The 24,017-nt window shown below is 65.4% G+C and carries 11 protein-coding genes; 2 read left to right on the top strand and 9 right to left on the bottom strand.

Annotated features, from left to right (window positions below; all coding sequences use genetic code 11):
- Window positions 1-410 precede the first annotated feature (410 nt).
- The 4 genes from VT50_RS12705 to VT50_RS12690 are packed head-to-tail and all read right to left on the bottom strand — an operon-like array spanning window position 411 to window position 8,587.
- Window positions 411-3,677 (bottom strand): type I restriction endonuclease subunit R, encoded by a 3,267-nt coding sequence (locus VT50_RS12705; protein WP_046086186.1) that lies wholly within the window; start codon window positions 3,675-3,677, stop codon window positions 411-413.
- A complete protein-coding gene (locus tag VT50_RS12700) occupies window positions 3,674-4,888 on the bottom strand; it encodes a restriction endonuclease subunit S (RefSeq protein WP_075200344.1) in 1,215 nt (404 codons plus the stop codon). The genes VT50_RS12705 and VT50_RS12700 overlap by 4 nt, the downstream gene beginning before the upstream one ends.
- Window positions 4,881-6,524: a class I SAM-dependent DNA methyltransferase gene (locus VT50_RS12695; RefSeq protein WP_046086185.1), complete on the bottom strand. Its 1,644-nt coding sequence runs from the start codon at window positions 6,522-6,524 to the stop codon at window positions 4,881-4,883. The genes VT50_RS12700 and VT50_RS12695 overlap by 8 nt, the downstream gene beginning before the upstream one ends.
- A 41-nt stretch (window positions 6,525-6,565) precedes the next feature.
- Entirely contained in the window at window positions 6,566-8,587 is a 2,022-nt protein-coding gene (locus VT50_RS12690; protein WP_206269401.1) for a hypothetical protein, read from the bottom strand.
- Between the two features lie 696 nt (window positions 8,588-9,283).
- Between VT50_RS12690 and VT50_RS12685 the strand changes: the two genes are divergently transcribed.
- Together VT50_RS12685 and VT50_RS12680 are read left to right on the top strand one after the other, a co-directional pair.
- Window positions 9,284-10,807 (top strand): hypothetical protein, encoded by a 1,524-nt coding sequence (locus VT50_RS12685; RefSeq protein ID WP_158083203.1) that lies wholly within the window; start codon window positions 9,284-9,286, stop codon window positions 10,805-10,807.
- Window positions 10,800-13,463, top strand: coding sequence for a hypothetical protein (locus VT50_RS12680; RefSeq protein WP_143645213.1), 2,664 nt, complete (start codon window positions 10,800-10,802; stop codon window positions 13,461-13,463). The genes VT50_RS12685 and VT50_RS12680 overlap by 8 nt, the downstream gene beginning before the upstream one ends.
- Before the next feature lie 155 nt (window positions 13,464-13,618).
- Here VT50_RS12680 and VT50_RS12675 read toward each other — a convergent pair whose 3' ends face one another.
- The 5 genes from VT50_RS12675 to VT50_RS12655 all read right to left on the bottom strand — a co-directional run bounded on the left by VT50_RS12675 (window position 13,619) and on the right by VT50_RS12655 (window position 23,517).
- Window positions 13,619-17,422, bottom strand: coding sequence for a CHAT domain-containing protein (locus VT50_RS12675; protein WP_078840707.1), 3,804 nt, complete (start codon window positions 17,420-17,422; stop codon window positions 13,619-13,621).
- An 88-nt stretch (window positions 17,423-17,510) separates the two neighbouring features.
- Complete coding sequence (locus tag VT50_RS12670; RefSeq protein WP_046086182.1) at window positions 17,511-18,446, bottom strand: hypothetical protein; 936 nt, start codon at window positions 18,444-18,446, stop codon at window positions 17,511-17,513.
- A gap of 148 nt (window positions 18,447-18,594) precedes the next feature.
- Complete coding sequence (locus VT50_RS12665) at window positions 18,595-18,837, bottom strand: hypothetical protein (protein ID WP_046086181.1); 243 nt, start codon at window positions 18,835-18,837, stop codon at window positions 18,595-18,597.
- Window positions 18,838-19,090: 253 nt separating this feature from the next.
- Window positions 19,091-20,032, bottom strand: coding sequence for a beta family protein (locus tag VT50_RS12660; protein ID WP_240529151.1), 942 nt, complete (start codon window positions 20,030-20,032; stop codon window positions 19,091-19,093).
- A gap of 320 nt (window positions 20,033-20,352) precedes the next feature.
- Window positions 20,353-23,517 carry a type ISP restriction/modification enzyme gene (locus VT50_RS12655; RefSeq protein ID WP_158083202.1) on the bottom strand — a complete coding sequence of 1,055 codons (3,165 nt, stop codon included), beginning with the start codon at window positions 23,515-23,517 and terminating at the stop codon, window positions 20,353-20,355.
- Between the last annotated feature and the right edge of the window lie 500 nt (window positions 23,518-24,017).

Here is a 24,017-nt window from a genome sequence, read left to right as displayed (position 1 = left end):
TAGTGGATGACGCGACGCCGAACCCCAGCGCACGGCCAAGGCGGCCACCAGGAGCAGCCCACAGCCTGACTCGCCCTCAGGACTCGACGAAGGCTGGGCCGTTCGCTCGGTACGTCCGTGAGAACACCCGCCTCCACCGTGGAACCACTGTCAGCGTGATCACGGGTGGCACCGGGCCCCGTCTTCACCCACGTCCCGATCGGTCCGGACTGCGGAGTGACCACGTACAATAAGTCGTACGTGAACCGCACCGGCTTGCCCATCGTCGACGAACCGAGGCTTCGGCGGCGTCTCAGCCTGACGGCCCCGAGCGAGATGCGGCGTGTGCAAGAGTGCGTCCGCGTGATCCTGGGGCTGGCGTAGTCGCCACCCGCCCCAGGGAAGCCCGCCTCCGTGGCAGTACCTCTGTGCTACCCCTCCTTCGTCCCGGGCGCCCACAGGGCAGCCACGATCTCCATCTGCTTGAGGACCAGGTCGACCGCCTCGCGCTCCTCCTCCGGCGGGTAGTCGAACATTGCCAGCACGCGGCGGATGCGGGTGCGCAGCTTGGCCCGGACGGGCTCGCGGGAGAGCCAATCGACGGAGAGGTTCTTCCGGATGTCCTTCACCAGGGCTCGGGCGATCTTGGCGAGGGTGTCCTGGCCGCCTTCCATCAGCTCGGCCATGTCGCGGTGGGCGACCGCATCGTAGAAGGCCAGCTCGGCATGGCTGAGCGGCGGGTCGAACTGCTCGCCGCGGCGGGCCTCCGCCGAGACCTCCCGCGCCAGGGCGGCGAGTTCGGCGATGACCTGGGCGCTGGTGAGCTGCTGGAGCATGTACCGCTTCATCAGGTCGTCGAGGCGCTCGGAGAAGCTCTCATTGCGGACGACGTTGTGCTTGGTCACCTCGCGCATCTTCTGCTGGATCATGCGGCGCAGGGCCTCGGTGACCAGGTGCGGGGTCTCGGAGTTCTCCAGCTTGCGCAGCTGCGCCTCGTTGAGACGGGTGATGTCCAGTCGACCGATTCCGGCCTCCGCGTACAGGTCGGTGATCTCGTCGGCGTCGACGACCGAGGCTGCGAGGGCTTGCAGGTAACGCTGGACCTCGGCGCTGAGCGGCTCCCCGCTCGCCTCGCGCTGGGCGGCGTCAAGCTTGATCATCCAGGCCCGGACCTCGCTGAAGAAGGAGATGTCACGACGCCAGTCGTCCAAGTCCTCGCAGCGCTCGGCGATCTCATTGCTCATCGCGCAGACACGGTAGAAACGGTCCAGCCGGGCGGCGCTGTCCTTGAAGCGGGTGGAGAGCGGCTTGGCGAGGGGCTCGACCTTGTTGCCCGGGTTCTTCGGGTCGCGCAGGAAGTCGGCAGTCAGGCGCAGCGCGCGCTTGCGGGAGTCGGGGCGGTCGGTGTCGGCCAGCCACTCCTTCCAGCGGCTCCCGGCCAGCAGCCCCTTGATGGTGGCCAGCTCGTTCTTGACCTCGGTGATGGCCCGCTCGATGTCCGCGCCGAGGGTCTGGTCCTTGCGGTCCTGGTCCGAGTACTCGCGCATGGCCTTGGCCAGGTTGTCGGTGAGAGGCGCGTAGCCAACGAGGAGACCGTCCTGCTTGCCGCGGAAACGGCGGTTGACCCGGGCCAGGGCCTGCATCAGGTTGGCGCCCTGCATGGGGCGGTCCATGTACAGAGTGTGGATGGGTGGGGCGTCGTAGCCGGTGAGCAGCATCGAGTGCACGATGAGCAGTTCCAGCTCGTCTTCGGGGTCCTTGGCACGCTTCTGGACGACCTTCTGCTGGGACTTGCGCAGGGAGTGCTTGCGCAGGTGCTCGGGGCCGGAGCGGTCACCATGGAAAACGATCTTCATGACGCCCTTGTCAGCCTCGTCGCCGACCCAGCCGGGCCGCCGCTTGGCCAACGCATCGAACACCCGTACGCAGATCTCGCGGGTCGCGCACACGACCATCGCCTTGCCGGGGCCGCCGATGTCGGGCTTGACCAGCTCGCGGCGCTGCTCCCAGTGGGCGATCAGGTCGTCGGCCAGCTTCGCTATGCGGTCGGGGGCGCCGTAGACGGTGTTCATCGTCGTCGCGTACTGGATGGCACGGCGGCGCTCGGCGTCGTCCATGCCCTCGGTCAGCGTGTTGGCCTGCTCGTCGAGCTTGTCTGGGTCGATGCCCTCGAACAGGTCGAGCTCTATGACACGCGGTTCGTGGAACACGCGGACCGTGGCCCCGTCGTCGACGGCGCGCTTCAGGTCGTAGATGTCGATGTACTCGCCGAAGACGGCACGGGTGTCGGCCTCGGCCTTCGAGATCGGCGTACCGGTGAAGGCGAGCAGGGTGGCGTACGGCAGGGCGTCGCGCAGGTGACGGGCGTAGCCGTCGAGGCTGTCGTAGTGCGAGCGGTGCGCCTCGTCGACGATCACCAGGATGTTGCGGCGCTCAGAGAGGAGCGGGTGCGACTTCCCGGCGTCCTTCTCCTCCTTGCTCAGGCCGAACTTCTGGAGGGTGGTGAAGACGATCCCGCCGACGTTGCGCCGCTTCAGCTCGGTGCGCAGCTCCTCGCGCGTGTCGATCTGGTGGGCCTTCTGCCCGAGCAGGGTCTCGCTGTCGAGGAAGGTGTCGTAGAGCTGGTCGTCGAGGTCGTTGCGGTCGGTGATGACGACGATGGTGGGGTTGTTGAGGGCCGGGTGGCGGGCGACGAGGGCCGCCGTCTCCACCATCTCCTCGGACTTGCCCGCGCCTTGCGTGTGCCAGACGACACCGGCCTGGCCATTCGTCCGCGACGCCTCGACGACGGCGTCCACCGCCTTATTTACCGCGAAGTACTGGTGCGGCTTCGCGATGCGCTTGCCGGAGAGGCGCTCGTCCGGCTCGGGCGGGGGGAAGTTGACGAAGTTGCGGGTGAGAGAGAGGAACCGGTCCTGCGTGAACAGGCCGTGGAGGGCCAGGTCCAGCGCGTCGAGGCCGTCGTAGCCGGGCTCGTTGGTGTCGACGCGTTCGCCCTCGTGGTCGACGTTCCAAGGCGCGAAGTGCTCGTACGGCGTGAATGCCGTGCCGTACTTGGCGGTTATGCCGTCCGAGACCAGGCAAAGGACGTTGTAGCGGAACACGATCGGGAACTCCGATACATACGCCTGGAGTTGGGCGTGCGCCGACTTGAGGGTCGCGTTCTCGTCGGAGGCGCTCTTCAACTCGACGACGGCCAGGGGGAGGCCGTTGACGTACAGGACGATGTCGAAGCGCCGGTGGCTGCCGTCGGTGTCCCTGACCGTGACCTGGTTGACGGCGAGGTAGCTATTCGCCTCGGGGTCCGTGAAGTCGATGAGGCGGACGGTCGGAGTCTGCTCAGCACCGAACTCGTCGGTGTAGGTGAGGCGAATGCCGACGGTCAGGTACTCATGGGCCTGCTTGTTCTCCGGGTACGCCTCATGGGAGGCGGGGTCGGTGGCGATACGTAGAGCTTCGTGGACGGCGGTGGAAGTCAGCTCCGGGTTCAGCTTCTCGATGGCTGCCTGGAGTTCGTCGTGGAGGATCAGATCGTCCCAGTCCCGGCGGTGGCCTGTGCCGGGGGCCAGGTCTTTGCCGGGCTTGGGGTCCCAGGCGAGTTGAGCGAGTTCGTCCAGGGCCAGGTGTTCCCAGGTGGACTCAGTCATTTTGGCGTCGAGGTGAGCGGGGAGGTGGTCGTGGTTTCCTCCGGTGGTCATACAGCGCCCTCCACGATCTTCTCGGCGTCTCGGACTCGGAGCTTGCCGGACATTAGTTGGGGGAGGAGGCTGTCGCGGAGCGCGGCTAGAGTGCGGGACTCACGGTCCAGTGATCTCACATGCGCAAAGAAATTCGATGCCACTTCCCCGAATGCGGCGAGCAACTTTTCATCGGGCCGGCTAATATAGAAGTTCGCCGCGTCTACAGCAGCGACACGCTGACGCCCTGACGAGCCAACCATGTTTCGAATGGCATGCTCACGGAACCTCTTACTGCGCGCCAGGAAGTAGCTGAACTCGGGCGGGACTCCCTGAACTGAACGCATCACAATAAATTCCGTGGAACCCACCCCGATTTCACCATTTTCCATGAAATCGACGTAGCCCGTCTTACCGTTCTCCAGGCACGGCGTGATGCGAGCCAAGAGCGTGTCCCCATTGACAAATCGAGTCCCCCCCTTGGGTTCCCTCCTCGTCCAGGCGCTGATGCCCGCACGATTCACAGAGAGGGCAGCCATGTCCACGTAAACGGCTTCCGAGGACGGCTTCGCAACCTTGGGGTTGAACTGGACAAACTCAGTCACAGATGCAGCGGTTACGGGGTCAGGGTCGGCCTCCAGCCCCATACAATCGACCTGCAACTTGAGCAACTGCTCGTAGGTAGCGGCAATCCGCTCATTAATTGCGATTTTGTCGTCCAGCGCCCCAACGACCTCCACGACGGCTTGCTGTTGCAGACGGTCCGGAACAGTGATAGACAGCGAACGAATGTCCGACAGATTCAGATAGTCAGCCATGTCCGTTTGACTCTTGCGCGAGCCGGCTTGACTCCAGAACTCCGAGCCCTTGAACCAGTAGTACAGATATTTGGATTCCAGTCGGGCTCCCTCAGCCACACGGAAGAAGCAGACTTGGGGACTGTAGACGAATTCAGGGGATCCGACGGGAATGATCGCCACGCGCCCAACAGTCCCCTTCGTCGTTAGCACAATATCCCCCCACCGAGATACCTTTACCCCCATGGCACCTCGATAGGCGTTACTTACATAATCCGTGAAATCGGGCCTGATAACGCCATCATGCACTTCGGCAACGCGCAAAATCGGGAGGCCCGGCATACCATGCTCAGACTTCTTTGTGCGATAGCCATCCCCGAAGATCATGTCACCGGCCTTCGCCAAATCAGCGAAGGTAAGTTGCCGCTCAACCACCGATCCTCCCCAACTGCTCCCGCACCACCGCATCCAGCCTCGCCGACTCGTCCAACCGCTCGAACAGCTCCTTGGTCAGCCGAGCGATCCTCTCCCCCACCGGCTCCGCGTCCAGGTCCTCTTCAACCTCCGCCGCCCCCACATACCGCCCAGGCGTCAGCACATAGTCGTGCTTCTCGATCTCCTCCAGCGTCGCGCTGTAGCAGTAGCCCGGGACGTCCTCGTAGGAAAGGCCTTTGTCCCTCGCCGACTTGGTGCCCCGCCACGCGTGATACGTGTCGGAGATCTTCTCCAGGTCCTCCTCCGTGAGGATCCGCTCCGTGCGGTCGACCATCGTGCCCATCGCGCGCGCGTCGATGAACAGCACCCGGCTCCGCCGGTCCTCCAGTGCCTTAGTGCCCTGCGGGGACTTGTCCTTCGTGAGGAACCACAGACACGCCGGGATCGCCGTCGTACGGAACAGGTTGCCCGGCAGGGCGATCATGCAGGAGACCAGGTCCGCCTCGACCATCGCCGCGCGGATCTCGCCCTCGCCCGACTGCTTGGACGACATCGAGCCGTTGGACAGGACCACACCCGCGCTGCCCCGGTCGCCCAGCTTCGAGACGATGTGCTGGAGCCACGCATAGTTGGCGTTCGACAGGGGCGGGACCCCGTACCTCCAGCGCCGATCGTCCATCTTCCTTGCCCAGTCGGACATGTTGAACGGCGGGTTAGCCATCACGAAGTCGAACCTGAGGTCGGGGTACTTGTCTTCGGTGAAAGTGTCTGCCCAGCGTTTGCCAATGCCCTTGGGGTCCATGCCGTGGATGGCAAGGTTCATCTTCGCCAGGCGCCAGGTACGTTCATTCGCCTCCTGGCCGTAAATGGCAATGTCGTGCGTGTGATCCTGGCCCTTCCACTTCTTCACGAACTTGCCGCTCTGTACGAACATGCCGCCCGAGCCGCACGCCGGGTCGTACACCCGCCCCTCGTACGGCTCCAAGACCTCGACGATCAGGCGGACCACGCTCGCCGGCGTGTAGAATTCGCCAGCCCGCTTGCCCTCCGCCCGCGCGAAGCGCTCCAGGAAGTACTCGTACGTCTCGCCCAGCACGTCCTGTGCCGGGCGGTCCCCATGGCCCGTGAAGCGCGCGTCGCTGATGAGGTCGACGAGTTCCTTCAGGCGCTTCTGGTCGACGTTGTCGCGGTTGAAGATCTTCGGGAGGACGCCGTTGAGAGTCTTCTTGTTGGCCTGCATCACCTCGTCCATGGCCGTGTCCAGAAGCACGCCGACGCCGCCCTCCGCGCTGGCCGCGTTCTCGGAGATGTGTTCCCAGCGGGCGGTCGGGGGCACCCAGAAGACGTTCTTCTCCGTGTACTCGTCCTTCTCCTCAAGGAAAGCCGCCCGGCGGTGCTCGGGGATCTGGGCCAGCTCGGGGTCGGCGGCCAGTTCCTCGCGGCGTTCGGCGAACGCGTCGGAGACATACTTCAGGAAGACCAGACCGAGCACGAACTCCTTGTACTGGGCGGCGTCCATGGAGCCGCGGAGCTTGTCCGCGGCCTTCCACAGGATGTCCTGGATCTCCTTGGTGCTGGAGACACTGAGCAGTTCGCCCTGTCCGGCGGCTGCCGCGGCTCGTTTGCGGGGAGGCATCGTTCCTTCTTCCGACTCGTCGGTGGCTGGGTGTAGCTGGGTCACGTACGGTTGATGGTTCGGGCTTCGCCGAGGGTGAGGGTGCCGTCGGCCAGGCCCGCGATCGTCAGGCGGCGGGCCTCGGCGAGGGCATCGGACTGGGCACGCAGCAGGCGTTCCCGGCGTTCGGTCTCGGCCAGGAGGGCGTCGAAGCGCAGCACCTCGTCCGGGTCAAGGTCGGGGATCTGGTAGTCCTCAATACGGCGGGCGGGGCGTACCGCGCTGGGACTGCGAGCGGTGCCACGAGCCGCGCCGAGCAGGGCCGCCAGGACCCGGGGGGTGAGCGGGCAGGTGGCGTCGGCGTTGACGCGGAGGACACGGGCCGGGAACGCGACGACCGAGAAACCGTCGTGGTCAACGTACACGCCGATTCGGGGCGCGAGGGTGTAGACGACGTCACCGGGCTCGGTGAGTGCCACCCGTTCATACGCCGTCGCCAGCAGCAAACGGTCGACGCGGCGCTCGCCCACGGCTCCTTCGCCGGTGATCTCCTCGGGGCCTAGGACCGTGTGGTGACCGTCCCGGGTGAGGTGCTTCTCGTCGATACGGTGCCCGGGGAGCCGGGTCACCCTGCGTGCCGTGATCAGCTTGCCGAGGGTGGTACGCCTGGGCAGGCGACCGACCCTTCGCAGTATGGCCCCTCGGTAGGGGCCCCGCCCCTCCTCGTACGCGCGGATATCGGCCGTCGCGCGTTCCAAGCGGGCCTCGGCCTCGGCGATCAGGGCGGGGCGTTCGGTGACCTTGTCGGACCAGATCGCGGAGGCGGGCGGCGCGGGCGGGGTCAGCGGACCGCCGAAGGCCCGGTCCAGGTCGGCGACAGAGACCACGCGGCCGTAGCGCGGGTCGTGGCCGTCGAGCGTTCGGAGCCCTTCCGCGCGCCAGAGGAGGACGTCGTCGGCGAGCCGCATGCGCACGCCTGGCGTGAGCTGTTCCGAGCTGATATCGGCCAGTAAGACCTTGCCCTCCGCCGCCGAGACGGGACCGCGCGTGAGCGTCCACAGCGCGGGACGGTGGCCGGGACGGAAGGGCAGGACCCCGCCGGGAAGCGCGATGACCGACTCGACGATGTTCTCACGCAGGAGGGCGGAGCGAAGCTGGGCGGCCTCGGTACTCTTCAGTTCGTCGACGAGCGCGTCGGCCGGTCCGAGGACGATGGCCGTGCAGCCGGGACGGAGGAGGTAGGCGACGCGTTCGAGCTCCGTCAGGGCGGCGAGCACCGAGCGGTCCTCGCCGGGGCGGTACGGGAGCTGGGTGACGACGAGGTCCGGGTCCGCGAAGCGTTCCTCCAGATCGGTGCCGGTCTGCACGTCCAGGTCGAGTTCGCTGACGCCCGCCAGCAGGAGGCGGCGGCGGGTGATGCGAGTGAGCCGCTCGTCGGGGTCGGCGGCCAGGACGGTGACGCGGTCGCGGTCCTCCGTGGCGTCGAGGAGCGCGGCGAGCAGGTCGCCAGCCCCGGAGTGTGGGTCGGCGAGGGTGAGGGACTCACCTTGCTCAAGGCGGATGCGGAGGTCGGTGAGCTGGGTGAACAGGCTCCGCAGCTCCGGGGTGACTGCGTCGGCGGCGAGGGAGTCCAGTCCGAGCCGGGAGCGGGCGGCGAGCAGCCACTCGTACGCGCCGCGCTCATCGTAGGCGGACTCGATCAGGTCCTCGGCGAGGCGGGCGAGCGGGGCCGCCGTGGCGTCGATGGCGCGCAGCTCGCGGAGTACGAAATCGTCCTCGGCGTCGATCCGTTCGGCTCGGCTCAGCAGCTCGGACCAGAGTGCCTCGTCCGCTTCGGCGTCGGGCGGGAAGGCGTTCGCGCCGCCGTCGGCCAGTGGCCTGCCGTCGAGCCGGCGCAAGCACAGCAAGCTACCGAGCGTCTCGACCAGCTGCCACGGCGTGAAGCGGTCTCGCAGTGCGACGATGCCGAAGAGGGCCAGCTCGGATCGGAGCTCCGTCGGGGCGGCGTTGCCCAGGCCGGAGGTGATCAGCCAGTCGGTTACCTGGGCGCCGTCGAACAGCGGCCGTCCCGAGTTCTCGGACACGGCAGCGGGGAAGTCCGGGTGACGTCGGCGCCATGTGGACACGACAGGGCGCTTCACTCGGGCGAAAGCCGCAATATCGGACATCGATACCAGGAGGAGCAGTGACGCTGGAGGGCGAAGCGCCGGGTCCGGCAGGCCAGTGACCACGGTGTGCATCCCTCCCCGCTCATCTATCGTCGCATCAGCCGCTTCGGCCGTTGGACCGGGCGTTGTCTCACGTCACGGCTCCGCTTGCAGCGGATTCCCGTCCGACGCCACAAGACGATACGCGGATCCAGGAGGCAGGGGCACACCTTCCCCTGATAACGATGGTTATCAGATCTGCTCGACTCACCCACCCTGCCAGGCGCTCCCGTAGTCGAGGGTCGATGACGATCAGGACTCTTCGTGCAGAACCACCATCCACGACTAAGCGCCACAGTCCCATCGAACCGTTCCATCCGGCTGGGTGAGTCGCACCCGAAGTACCGATGCCCCCGTTGAGATACGCCAGAATGACGGATCAGTTTCCCGACTGAACAGCATTGAGGAGGTGGCAGCGGGAAATGGCCGAGCGCAGCCGTGGTGCAGCCGGATTGAGGCAGCTCCGTTCCTCAGCAGCCGTGACGCCCACATGGGTGGGAGGACCGTCTTGCCGCAAAGTGCTCGCTACGCGCCACACCCACCGGCCGGTGGCGCCCAGCTCCTCTCGCTCCAATGGTTGAGCGGATGATCGCCGTCGGTGGGAAGGAACAGGCACCGGAGCTCGTGTGCGGACCGGGCTGGAGCCGTCCTGGGTTGGACGTCGCCGCGGGCCGTTATCCGCTCTCGGTGGAGCGACATGTGATGCGCATGGTCGACCACCTGGTGCCCGGAGTAACCGCGGTGACGCCGCACTCGCGTTACTACGCTCTGCACGGGCTGATCGCGGCACAAGCCGCTGCGGATGACCTGACGGTCCCGGCCGCCCAGACTCTACTGCGACGTGCGGAAGTGGCGCTAGCCGCCGTGTCGTTCGCCCATCATCAGCAGGCTCTGGAATGGCTGCCGCGTGCTCATGGGGTCGATGCCCTGGCCCGGCGGCTGCACGCCGGGACGATCAGCATGTCCGAGGCCGAGGTTCCGGGCAAGGACGGGTACGTAGGCAACTCGTGGGGGTTCTGGGGACCGTACGCCGGATCCGAGGTCGCGCTCGGCGTCCTCGACACGGGCCCCATGCCGGTTCCTGGACCGCGGCTCGAGACGGCGGCACTACGAGCCGGACTGGGCGGGTTGCTCGAGCTGGCCGCCGAAGACACGCTGAACGTGGATGATCTTGCCTCTTTCGGCGACCGGCTGTGCGTGTGCATGGGCGGCGAGCACCCTGACGGGGCGTGGCTGGCGAACCTGATGTGCGAGCCCGGCGCGCCGGACGAAGCAGGCTCCCGCTCGGCAACACGACGACAGACGATTCAGCTTCTGGCTCGTGTGGTCGCCACACATCCCGTCCGACATTTCACCCGCGACATCGGTCATGTGCTCGCCTTCGGCGATTTCCTGACCGCTGATGCCGTGACCCGCGGCATCGACGCGGCTGGTGCCTGGCGCGGAGTGGTGCTGCGGAACTACTCCGTCGGAGCGTGGCGCCGCCTGTGGTCCTGGCTCGTGGAGCAGGTCGACGGGCTGCTACCGATCGAGGAAGTGGCCGACCGCTTCGCTGCGGAGCTGCCCGACATGACGGTGGACGCGTTCCTGTCCTCACTTCCCGCGACGCAGAGCACGACCGGTGCGCCGTTGCCGGCCGAGCAGGACCTGCGTAGGGAGAGTGATCCCTTGCCCTTCACCGAGCTGCGGGTGCTCGCCACCAGTGCCCGTCGGGTGGACGAACTCACCGGCCGGGTCCGGGACGCGTTTCTCGGCCAGCGCGGTGTAGAGCTCGGCCCGGAATGGGTCCAGCGGCGGCTTGACGAAGCCCGGCCCATGAAACTGCACGATGTCGCCCGCCGACTCACCTACGACCTGGTGGCGCGGTCGCAGCGGATCGCGCTGGCCAAGGCCCGTCGACGGGCCGACGGCACGCTGTGGTTACCGACCCGGCTGCACGAGCGGGGCGGGCTGCTGTACCGGACCAGCCAGGAGGGACGCGGTGACGTCGGCCTGCGGCTGGACCAGCTCGGGACCGTCCTGGCCACCTGCGGTGTACTGCATTACCAAGACCAGCACTGGTCGGTGACCGCTAGCGGGAGGGCTCTCGTTGGCTGAGACCGCACCGGCACCGGAAGTGGTGGAGCCGGCCATCGCGTTCGCCTCTCCGCTGTCCCTCATCCTCGACGAGGAGCACAGGGGTGGACAGAGGCTGGAGGAAGCACTCTTCCTCAGCTTCACCGCCGATCTCGGCTTCTTCGAGGAGGTAGCCCTCGGCGTCACCCAGGCCACCGGCGCAAGGGTCACGGTCGCGGGAGATGTCTCCATGGCCCGGAACGATCCCCGCTCCGTCCGACGGGCCGGCCGCAGCTACCTCGCCGGTCTGGCATACGCACCCGGTGCCGCGTTCCACCCCAAGCTGATGGTCCTCGCCGGACCGGAGCACGCCACCATCGCCCTCGGCTCCGGCAACACCACGCTGGCCGGCTGGCAGGCCAACGCCGAGCTGTGGACGGTTCTGCGAGTGGACGGCGAGCGGAGTCCCACCGCGGTCCCGGAGGTGGCGGCATGGCTGCGCGGCCTGCCGGAAAAAGTGAGGTTCTCCGCTGGTGTGCCACAGGCGCTGGGTCGGGTCGCAGCGCTGCTGGACAGGCTTCACGGCGAGAGGACACCCACGGCGCCGCAGGTCCGCGTCGTCAGCAGCCTGCATTCGCCCATCATCGATCAGCTGCCGCACGGGCCCGTCGACGAACTGGCTGTATTCGCGCCCTTCTACGACCAGCGGTCCATGGCACTTCGGCAGCTGCTTGAGCGCTTCCGTCCGAGCCGGTTCACCCTCGCCTACCAGCCCGGACTCAGCGATCTCGACGGCCCGTCCATCGCTGCCCTGGTGAAGGCATACGACGGACGCGTCATCAGCGACAACGACCAGCGGTACCGCCACGGGAAACTCGTCCAGTGGGCCTCCGAGGGGCAGCGATGGGCCCTGACCGGCAGCCCGAACCTTTCCGCCGCAGCCCTGCTGCTTTCCCAGGGCGAAGGCGGCAACTGCGAACTCGGCGTTATCGCTCCCATCCCCACCACCCTCCTTCCGGACGGCATCGAAGAGCCCACCGCCCGGCTGCGCTCGGCCGCGCCCCTCCCTCGCCCTATCGTCGGGCATGGACCGATGCTGCTTGGTGCCCTACGCGTATCGGGCGGCCTGGAGATCAGCGTGGCCCGGCCCCTATCCGACGCCGCTCAACTGGAGTTGTCTCAGGCGACAGCACCGCCGGAGGCATGGGAGCGCATCGCCGACATCCCGCCCGGCCAGGCCACGCTGACGGTGACGGCTCCCGCGGACGCGGGTAGCCGGGTGCGCTTGGTCGTCGTCGACAGCGACGGCGTACCGAGCTTCGGCAACATCGTGTTCGTCGTCGACCCTGACCGCGCGCTGCGCCGAATGACCCCGGCCCAGTCCCAGACCCCCACGACACGGCCACCCGACCTGTTCACGGACCCCCGGCTCGCCGAACGGTTCCTGGGCGACCTGGAAACCCTCCGTACGGGGTTGATCTCCACCCCAGCGGGTGTATCCGCGAGCAGCAGCACTGACGGTACGGTCGTAACTGCCCCGCCGGACGACGACGAGAACGGCTGGGAGCGTTATCTGGACGAATGCGCCGGGCGCGTCGGGCACCCTCTCATACGCTTCGCACTCGGGCTCCCCATGCCCACCGACACCGGCACGCCCTTTCAGGACCTGCTGCCCGTCTCCTGGGACGAGCGATTCACCGACGACATCGAAGCCGCCCTCGACGAGGACGACGCCGAGGTCGTGGCCGCGGAGCACGACCCCGAGGCAGCCGGTGCCGAAACGGGCACTACCACACTCCCTGACCTCGGGCAGACCGACCAGGAAGTCCGCCGCAGATACCGGCGCTGGGTGGAACGCCTCGTCGCCATCGCTCCCGACCTGGACCCTCCGGAACGCATGCTCGTCGTCCGGCTGACCCTGTGGACCGTCGCAGCAGGCGCCTGGCCTCCGGCACACACCGACTGGCTGCCACTGCTGTCCCGCGCCGTCCGCGCACTGAATCGGAACGATCTCCCCGAGCGGATCGAGCCCCAGGTCGGCAGCCTCGCCGCAGTCGCCCTCGCCGTACTCCGAAGCCACGCCCCACGCTACGAAATCACCCCTGAAACCCTCGCCTTCAACGAAGCCTCCCAGGCAGTCGGCCACCTGCTTCCCGCAGTGGATTCCGCGTACGTCACGGAGTACACGGCGCTGCTCGACGCAGCCTTCGGCCCGTCCGTCAACCAGGCAGCGGTGCTCGATGTCGCGTCGGACGTCGTCCAGGACGACCCCCTCACGGATGCCGTATGGACTCTCACCGAGAAGAACCGCGACGTACACCGCCACGGGAAGTCGCTACTCCACGTCACCGGCCGCTTCAGCAACCCCGCACTGGTGGCACTCGAAGCAGTCGGCGCCGCCGAAGACGCGCCCCTGGTCGGAGCCTGGGCTGGCTCGGACTCCGGCGAGGGAGCCTGGGCGCTGGTCATCTGGCGTCGACCCGACCTCATCGTGGTCGATGCCCGCCGGCCCACTCCACTCTGGCGGCACCACCGGCTCACCGGCCTGGTCGGGCCGAGAGCTCTCGCAGCACAGCGCAGCTTCGAATCCGCCAGCTCCGTACCCCACGGCCCCCGCAACCAGCCCTTCGAACTGGCCAGCCAAGTCCTGTCGGACCTCAGCTTGGCCGGACCCCGACCACCGCAGTGTGGGCTATAAGCCTGGGAAAGTCTCTGCGTGTCCGTCTCGGAAGGTCCGTGTCACGGACACCCGATCACCACGCACGCGCGTCCAGTCGTGGCCAAGGTGCGAGCGGCATCGGCAGCAATGCGCATGTCGGTGCCGCGGCTCAGCAGCCGCGGCACCGCCCGCTTTCAGATCCCGGCGTGCAGGTGGGCCGCCCAGAGATACGGGGACTTTGGATATCGATCACGGACCTTACGCACGGTGTGGTGCAGAGCACGGGCCGCCGTATCTGTGTCGAGGCCACCATGCTGGCCGGTGACCCCGCCGAGCTCAGCATAGAAATCAGCTGCCATATGCGAGGCCACCTCGTCGTTTATCTCCCAGAGGGTGCCGATCACATGAGGAAAACCCGCGAGCTGGAAGGCCGATGTGAGATGGATGGCCTCGTCGATCAGCTCCACGGATCCCATGAACGCCGTTCGGCACGCTGACAGGTAGGCCAGTTGGGCCGAGTCCATCCTGATTTCTGCAAGGCTCGCCACCGTGAGCGGATCACGTTCGTGGTCGTGCAGAAGCAACAGGCTCTGGGACGGATCGTCGGGATCGTGGGCACCGTGGCATGCGAAATGAACGATTCCGCAATCGGAGAGGGTCTTCAGGACCCGAGCCTTGGTCGGTCGTGTCTCCGGCCCTGGGGCGGTCATGTCGTCAGCCTCTGTATCCGACTCCATAAGGAGCGTCGGCTCGGGCAGTAGGCCGCACAACAGTGCGGCTTCTTCCGAGACGTGGTCCAAGCGGCCTCGGACGCCCGGAGTTGTGGGCATGGCCACGATCAGTGACCGGCTCACAGTCGGCGTAGAGGTGAGATGACGGCGCGCGTGGTGAAGTGCGCGGATAGTCGTGGTGTATGAGGAGACGACGCGGTCCATGACTGTCCGCGGTTCCCTGTCTTGCAAGCCAGCCCGGGGCGGCTCGAGGTGATGGCCAGCAGCGTGCAGGGGTAGCAGTGAGAGGAGACCGCCAGGCGCCCACCAGACGCGGGGCCACGACTGTCCGGGAGAGGGCTCACCGGTAAAACCGAGGCTATGCAGGACCGGTTCGGCCGCCGTGTCCCATAGCCACTCCAAGACAGCGTGAAGCGTCGCTTGCCCCTCTCTTCGCGCGAGGGGCATCGCGTGCGGATCCGCAACGGTTCCCAGGGCCCTGTGGAAAGTCTGGATCCGGTCGATGACGAGGTCGTACGTGAGATCGGGCAGGTTCAGGGACTCGATTCCATCGGACGTCAACAACAGCGCATCGCTGCGGTAGTGGCTTATGTTAAAGCTCACCACAGGACCGAAGGCGGCTTGTGCCAAGAGCTCACCGACGGCGGGAGGACGAGCGAAACTGGCGAATCCGTCCTTCGCTCGAATGCGGTCCAGCGTGACCTGGAGCTGGCCGACGAGGCCACGTCGACGTTCCTCGGCGTCGACCGCACGTACGGCGGTGCTGATTTGCCCCATGGGATCCGCGGGGAAAGCTGTCGTGTCCGTGGGCCGGTCCAGCTCGTCCCGGAGTACCTCAAAGCGACGGGCCAGGTCGGGATGGCACTCACGAAGCTCAGCAAGGTCGCTCCGCATGTCCAACGCTTGGCTGTGGAGAACACCGCGACCCGCCTCGAGCAACTGGAGCGCCCGCACTGCCCGATGGATGGATGTGTCTTCGTGAGAAGCAAGAGCCAGTGCCGCAGCGTCTCCAGCCAGCCCGGACCATTTGCCCATGGCGTGCTGCTGGTCACCACGGCTCAGTCGGCGGTCTGCCACTTCGGGCAGCAGACGTATGGCACCGGCCAGGAGATCGGCTGCAAGATCAGGATCCGCCCGTCCGGTCAGTGAGGCCGCTGCCTGAGCGGCCCGAATCCGGGTCGAGGGCCTGGCCCCGTCGGCTCGCGCGCCTTCCATGTGTGCGGCCAGGGCACGATCAAAGTCGTGTCGCGAGTGATTCCGCTCATACCGGCTTTGCAGAGCTGTCCCGAGCTGGAACAGGTAGTCGGTGCGCTCCGGATGTTCTGCGGGCGAGATGTCGAGCGCGGCCTGGCACGCAACCACCGCGTCATCGAGATCCGCTACAGACCCGGTCGCCTCGAACCTGACGGTCAGCACACCTCCCAGCAAGGACAGGTACTTCGGGCGCTCAGGATTATGGGACGGGACGTTGGCGGTCGCGTCATGTCCCGCCGCGACCGAATCGTTCAGGTCCCCAAGGTTTCCAGTGCGCTGGAAGCTGGCGTGCAGGGCGGTGCAGAGATTCGCAAGAAAACGAGGACGGTCGGGACTGTCTGCATCCACAATCCTGAGGACCTCGCGGTTCTTTCGGATCACCTCGTCGAGGTCTTGTGGGTCCCCGTTCCGTTCGTAACGTTGCAACAATACAGCACCGAGATTGGACAGCATCGCTGCAAAGGCGGTGTGTTCAGGAGATGCTGTCTTCACAGCTCTATGCGTGAAATCAATCGCGGCGTCCAGGTCCGGCAGCGCCCCGGTGTGCTTGAACCGAGTCCATAACATCAGACCGGCATTGGACAGACGAGTCGGCCGGTCGACATGACCGTCCGCAGTGGCCTCGGCAGAAGCGCGACTGACACTGATCGCTTCGTCCAGGTCGGACATACGGCCAGTGCATTCAAATCGCTGTCCCAGAGAGTTGGCCAGGTTGTTGAGAACCGCGTTGAACTCGGTCTTTTTCGGGGAGAATTCCTGGGAGGCGGCACGGTTCATCTCAATTGCCGCATCGAGGTCAGACCTGTCCCCACTAAGGCGGTACCGCGTCAGGAGAGCTTGGCCCAGGCCGGAGAGGCGAAGCCCTCGAGCCCGGTGGCCGGGCGGGAGCATCCCCAGAGCTTCCCGGAAAGCGTTGATGGAACACTCCAGATGGCCTGTTTCTCCAGTACGCTCGAATCGTGTCAGGGCGGTACTGCCGAGCCCGGACAGAATTATGGCGCGCCCAGGATGTTCCTCAGGGGCAGCCTCGACGGCGGCCTGGCAACATTTCATCGCGTTCTCCAGATCCGCCGGGACACGGGTGCTTTCGTATCGGTCCCGCCATGCGATCCCCAAATTGTAGAGAACTCCCGCCTTGTCGTGGTTCTCGACAGAGAGGTCTGCCGCCTCCTGGAAAGCATGTATCGCCGCGTCCAGGTCCGACAATACGCCTCTCTCGGTAAACCTAGTCTTCAGAGCAGTGCCCAGGTTTTTGAAGCCGCCAGCCCGGTCACCAGAGGCAGCCACTGCCGATTGGACTGCCAGGCGACCAGTCTCAATCGCATCGTCCAGGTCTGCCGCCGTACCTGCATGGGTGAAACGCTCCATCAGCACACCTGACAGATTGAACAGCATGACCGACCGGTCCGGGTGTCCTGTTGCCGCACTTTCCACCGCGCCCCACGCAGCGTCGATCGCCGCGTCCAGATCGTCCAGTTCGCCACCGGCATCGAAGTGGGTTTTCAGAATAACGGCGAGATCGGATAGCGTTTGTGCGTGCTCGCTTTCGCCACGCGGGATAACGGCCGCGATTCGCCGCAGGAGATCGGTCACCCTTGCGCGCAGCTCCGGGCTTGGCAAAGTGGTCATTCCTTGCTGGCTTCTCCAGACGAAGCCGAGCGCGTGCTGGGCTATATCTGGGAGTAGTTCGCCGGGCAGATCCTCCACGCCGGCACCGTTCACGAAGCAGTGCGTAAACCTCTTTAGGGCCTCGCCTTTGTCCGGCTGTCCATCCCCTTCGGGAAGTGCCATGTACCTGAAGATATGCAACCAACCGAGGGCGTAATGACCCTCCAGGTCGGACACGCCGTTTCGGAGAATCGCGGCAAGTCTGCGGGCTTCGGCGGATGCTTCCGGTTCCAGCACCACACCAAAGTCTTGCTCGCGGGCCACCCGGTCCAGCCGTGCCCCCACTACGGCAATCCGTCGCTCCAGTTCCTCTTCCCTTGCGAAGTCCTGCTCACGACCCTGCATGAACCGTCCTGTCACTTCCCGTTCTCCGGTAGATCTGTTTGCTGCACCGTTCAGGTCCGGCGAGCCGAGCCTCTGAATTTGCCGGAGCTCACGAAGCCGGTTCCGACACGGCCACCGAGCCGTTCAGCCGTCGCATGACTGCGCCACCGAGGGGAGGGCCCATCGGCTGTTCCTCGATGCGCAGCTTGTCGGCCAGGTCCGTTAGGTGAAGGCGCACGGAAGCCTCCAGCAGCGTGGCGTAGGTGTCCGACGCAGCACGGAGGCGCCGTGCCGAAATGACCACCAGCGTGACGGCGAGCGGCACCGCTGGCCACCACCACCAGGCCAGGGGCAGATAGAGCAGGGCCCATCCGCCAAGGACGGCAGCTCGCGTCAACGTGGCGCGCGCCCTGCCGATCTCACCGCGTATCTCTTCCGGCAGCACGAGCCAGAGGTGTGGCCAAAGGATGAGGAGATTGACATGTGCGTCTCGGTCCAGCCGGACAGCGGTGGCGTGGATCCGGTCACCACTCCACGTCGGCCGTTCAGGCCGCTCCACGGAGATACGTTCGCACCTGTGCGCGGCACGGTGACGCTCCCAGGGCCTGGGACGGTCGGCCGGTCTCGGAGCGCGCTCCCGAAGCCGTAGGTCTTCGTATTCCGCCCGTGCCGCGTCCCAGCGACGCTGTCGGCGTGCCACGTGACGCTCGGCCAACTCGCCGAACAACCAGGGCCATGCGCCCCAACCGGCAGCCAGGGCCACACGCTCGACAACGGAGCCGAGGGACTGGGCGGCCAGACCAGTGGCGGCCGCACCGGCCAGGATGGCAGCGAGAAGCACGACCTGGCCGCCTACCGTGGTCACCTCAGGAGCCCGGGCAGCGTCCGAGATCACGTGGGTAAGCCGCCCCACGTCCAGCGCGGCGCTCTGCCTGAGGGTGTGTCCGGCCGCGACGACCGTCAAGTAGAGCGCGCCTGGCAGTACGAGGAGAGTCAGCCACCGCTCGGCCAGCTTCTTGCTGAGTTCACTGAGCAGCCCTCCCACTACGGGAGCCTCTCCCGGATCAGCGCCATCCGGGCGGGGGCGAACTGGCAGCGTGGCTCGTCGTCGTCCACTTCATGACCGGATCGACCGATGCACAGCTGCAAGGGACACCGGTACACGATGTCCACATGAGCAACACCGGCCGGCGTCACACTGCGGCCCGTTTGTCCATACACCCCCGTCGGGTCGCCAGCGCGTCGAACCGCTGCGTGCAAGGCGTCCAGGCCGTGAGCGAGACATAGTCCGCAGCCGGGCTACCGACTGCGGCTTCGACAGCACGCAAGGCGTCGTCGTCCTCATCGAGGATCGCAGCGAGTTCATCCCGATGTCCACACACGTACGACAGCGCCTTGGCCGTCCTCAGGCCGACTACTTCCGCCTGGCTGGTCATGCAGAACTCGCCCCCTGTCCTTGTTGATCCACCAGGCAGCCATTCTGCTCCAGATGTGAAAGCGCACGCCCGGGTTCGGCAAACCACCCCAGGCAAAGGTAGAGAAGGGGCACACGATCTATCGGCAACATTCTGTCCCCGCTGTCACACCACGTGCGGGAGGTCTTCCTTCGACGGTACGTACGCCACGAGCTCAACGGAGACGCCCGTCCAGACACCTGACGACGAAGGTCATATGCTGAACGTTTCCTACTCAGTTCCACACGGAGTGGTTGCCGGTGCTGACGGATCCCTGGGCGCGCTCGCGAAGCCAGCCTTCCCCTGTTACGGCCGACGGGCGGAAGTCCGCGAGGCGAGTGAGGCGCCGCGCGGCGTCGCGGTTGATCGCATCGCGGTGCTCGCCGCGCTGCAGCACCTTGGCCAGGAAAAAAGAACGGGTGGTGGTGTAGCGGAGGAGGCCCCACGACGGTCCGCCGTTGCCCGAGGCCGGGGTCTGGGCTGCGTACCCGGCGGGGAGGATTCCGTAGTCGCCGTATTGCAGCAAGGGGAGGTAGGAGCGCCCGCTGTGGTGGATCTCGTGCCATGTGTCCCAGTCCGGTCGTGGGGCCTCGTACCAGCCGCTCTGCAAGCAGCCGTCAGGCGGCTCGGGGAAGCCACCTGCCGCGACGACCACCGTCCTCCAAGGGGCGGCGGGACCAGCGCGTCGAGAGCGCTGAGAGCTTCTTTGGCGGCGTCCCGGCGAGAGGGCAGTACGGCGCCCAGATCGAGGAACAGGTCGACGGGGTCGATGGAAGCGGCGCGGTCGAGCAGTTCGCGTAGCCCATCGATATCCCGGTCGTGCCACTCGCCCGGGACCTGTACACGTATACCTAGACCGCCGCCGTGCCGCCGAGCCGCCGCCAGTGCCAGGGGATTGCTGAGGGACGGGGCGACCCGGGCCGATCACCGGGCGCAGGTTCCGCTGGGCCCACCACTCGGGCGGCAGGTTTCGGCCAGGACAGCGGCCTCGCTCTCGTCGGTGAACGGCGCGTCCAGCCAAGCCGACTGATAGCGGTGCGCGGTGGAAACCCGGCCCGCATCCTTGCGAAGTTCCACGGCCAGGAGGTCCGGCAGCATGCCGGGGCGGGGTGGCAAGGTCCACAGCGGGGCAACCCTGGCTTGAATGTCCTGGCCGCAGTCCCCGGTAAGCGGCCATGGCATGCGGCCGGGTCGGTAGCACGGAAACATACAGCGGCTCGGACATGGCGGCTCCCCCTCAGCTCAGACCGTGTCGTCTCCCGACCTTCAGGGTGAATTGGGTTCCGGAGTCCGGAAAGGGCGCCAATCAGCCACGCGGCGCGTACGTGTCAGGAGCGAAGCGCTGAGAACCACCCTGGAGAGACCCGCCGCACCCTGATCGAGTATGAGGAGGTGATGCCAGCGCAACGTGGGGGCGCGCAAGGCGCTCCCGGTCGGCGGGATGGCCTATCGCCGCTGTCGATGCAGGCTGGTAATCGCCAGCACCTGATCGCCCCGTCATATCAACGTTCCCTGGCCGTTGGGCCCTTCTTGCGCCGGAGATAGCGGCGCGATCGGCCCTCTTACGCTTTTGGGTGCGGGGATTGCACCGGCATCCACGAGGTCAGAAACAGTGATCTGCGGTCCGGCGCAAATACGTTCAAGGAGTTCTGTTTGCCTTGGCTGAATGTCAACACAGCGGCCGATGACGTTGAGAAGTCGGAGTAACTCTGAGGTGTAGTGAGATGGCCAAGTCTCGGGATTGATGTCGTCCAGGAGCGAGGAACGGCGCCCAGCAGGTTTCCGTTTCCGATAGCCAAACCATTTCGCGACGACCTTCATGCCCGCCACCTGATATTCCCACACCTCGTGCGGCACTGGTGCGATCTTCCCTGCGCCGACATGCAGAGTTTCACTTGAAGGGACATAGGAGATGGCATCCGGCATGCTCTGTACACTGGTCGGTATACCTACGATCACCCTTGGCCGACGCCCATCCGGCAGACGAGGTGTGGTACGAGGTCGGTCGGATCTTGGATCCGCAAACCGCTGACCGTAGGTGTGCAGCCAGAGGGCTTCACGGCCTACGTCAACCGCCTCTTGCCACAGTCGAGGATCTGCTGTGAGCGGCACACGGATTCCGGGAGACTTGAGGTCCTCAGCGAATCGAGCCGTGTAGGCCGGGTGCGCAGTGACTGCCGCGATGTAGGCCAACATGTCTTCGGCAGCCCGAGACGATTCTCCCGACAGGCTCAACCTCTCATCAATTAGGCGCAGTAGTCCTGGTGCCAGGTTGGGCATGGTCCCTGACGCGTCCCGATACAGAGGAAGGACACGGCCACCGCGGCCGTTCGTGTGGTCCATATCCGGGATCTCTGCGGTGAAAGTGATGCCAGGGCCATCCGTGAAGTGGTGTGCGTGTTGCTCAGTGACGTAGAGCTGCGCAGGTCCGGCCACTTGCCACAAGGGCGGGCTCGGGCGGTGATGAAGCCGGGAATCTGGGATGATCCACTGCCGATCGAAGGCGCGATAGGCTACGCTTACTGGTTCGGGGCAAACTCCGGTCTCTTGCCCAAACGACCGCCCAGGGTTGGGATAACCAGGTAGCGGAGCAGGGCACTTACGGAGGTTAGAGGAGTCGGTCTCTTTGAACAACGCCGCCTTGTCGGCTTCTGGGGCGTTCACCAGTCGTCGCCAACGCCTCCTAAGGGTGTTTCGGTCTGGTGCGTACACCCAGGTGCGATTGGGCTTGACACCTGGCGCCTGCCAGGGCATCAGGTCCCCCAGCTTAGGGTAGCGTGCCCAGTCCTCCCCAGGCTCAGGGAGAAAGCGCTCCTGCCACTGTGGAACGCAGTCACGCCACTCGGCGTCATCCAGCGTTACGGATTCCAGGCGCTGGAATTTCTTGTCACGGAGTCCTTGCACAGCGAGGTAGTGCACTGGTGCTGGATCATCGGCGCACCGTGCCCCGTATCTCGCGAATATCCCAATGCAGAGCGGCTGCTGGACCCCAGGGAAGGGGCGAGTAGCAACAGGCGGCTGGTGCCCCTCAGGCGTAAGATCGATTATCCAGCCTTCATCGCAGTTACGCCTTAAGTACTCGCGCATCCCCGCAAAACCAGGCCCGCTGATGTATCCCGAAGTTGTAATGAAGGCGACTATGCCGTTAGGGGCCGATTCATGTGCGTTGAATACCTTCCACGTCGCCCACCTCCAGAAGTATATATACAGGTTGGACAGAACGTACTCCAACCCACTCTTTCCTGGGGCTCGAAATGCACCCAAGAGGGGCTTCTCCCCCACCTGGGCGTTTCCACTCTCGACCCAGCCCCCCATACCTTTGGCGCGTTCCCGATAAGGAGGGTTACCGATTACCACCATGACCGGCTCTTCCCTCTTGACACGGTTTGCTTCTCTCCGGGAGCGGGCGATCACTTGCCACTCCATCGGGAGCCAGCTTTGATCCTCTTTCGGGTCTCCAAGCGTGTCTGATACCAGCAGCTTGAGTCCCTCTTCGGGCGCTTCCGCACGATGGCGGTTGATCGCCTCGTACGCGCGCAGCTCAGCCACCGCGAAGGGTCCGGTCTGAAGCTCAAAGCCGATCAAGCGGTGCGCCAGCTCGGTGACGCGGGCTGGTACAGCTTCCCTGCCCTCATCCTCCTCGACCGTCTGTGCGACCCGGTCGATTACGTTGAGCAGGTAAGTACCTGTACCCACTGCCGGGTCCACGGTGACGACCTCCGGCGAAGCGAAACCGCCTTCCTGCCCCAGTCGCTCACGCAAGAGATCATCGCAGAAGCGGACCATGAACCTGACAATTGCATTGGGCGTGTAGTAGGTACCCGTCTCTTTCCGCAGCTCGGGGTCATAGAGCTGCAGGAACTCTTCATAGAGGTGTAGGTAAACATCAGGGGAGCCGTCGCCCAGCGCTGCCCAATCAACCACGGATACGACACGCACCAATGTTTCCGTAGTCTGGCTCAGCCGGCCCAACGATTCGTCGGTGAGCACCTCCAGGGCTTTGCCCATTAGGGAATGCTCCTTGCCTAACAGGCGAGCTATCTGGCCGATGTCTCGCCCTTCGAAGGAGATACCCTCTACACGAGCAAGCAACAAAGCAAAGGTCACCGTTTGCGCATACTGATCGGCAAACTCTGCATCGGTCGCCTTAGGGAACAGCAATCGGCGCCAATCCACGGCCAGATGGGTAAAGTGCTCCGGCTGTTCACCCGCGCGCTCCCGCCATATGCGCCCGAGCACCTCTTCACGGAGCAGTCGACATAGGCCGGCTACCGATCGCACAAGATCTCGGATACTCCTAGGCGGACGTGGGTTCCAGTACAAGAACAACGCCAGCATCTCAGCAAAATAGGCGTCACGAGACTCAAGCGAGTCTCCTGCCACCTTCAAATCAGGCTCCAAGCGAGCTATAATCGCGGCAGAGTCCCCAGAACGGTAAAGTCCCCATGACTGCCCATCGGAATAAATGAGGTTCGGCAGGGACTGAAGACGCTCCCACTGACGCCTGTCGTGGCTCGCCGTGGACCACAGACTAGGGTCTGCCCCTTTTCCTGGAGCTTTGAGTTCAACGTATCCCACGATGGCGCCGTCGACGGCGACTGCATAGTCGGGACGAACTCCCGACTCGCTGAGCCGCATTTCTCCGTATAGAACGATCTCCAACCCCAAAGCGGCACCGACCATGGCGAACAGGCGCTCTACCGGAGCTCGTAGGGCATCCTCAGGTTCGCCGGGTCCTGCAAGTTTGGTCTTGGTCTCCACCCCGAACTGCCTGACAGCAGCCGCAACGGCGCTACGGTAATCCGCCGACAACACCGAACCGCTCCCTGACATGCCTACCCCCCAGTAACTACATGCCAACCACACCAAACGGAGAGTAGTTGCGCATTGAATGGCACACTAGGAGTAGCACACAAGACCGTGACAAATGCATATACAATTCGTGCTTAACTCATGCTCCGATGAGTGAGTCTCGTGCGTCCAATGACCGAGACACCGAGGGCGAACTTCGGCCGACCGAGCAACACGGCCGCATCGAGCAAGCAGCCTGACTAGTCGATGAGTCACGGTCACCGAATCAAACCGATTGGGGTCTACATGCTTAGCGCCCTGCCCCAGTCCGCTGAAGGCTGACGCCCGTGATCGGCTACCCCTATCCCCAC

It is taken from the genome of Streptomyces antioxidans (assembly GCF_000968685.2).
Classification (GTDB): Bacteria; Actinomycetota; Actinomycetes; order Streptomycetales; family Streptomycetaceae; genus Streptomyces; species Streptomyces antioxidans.
The sequence above is the reverse complement of the archived record's forward strand: the minus strand, read 5'-3'. Positions and strand labels throughout refer to the sequence as shown.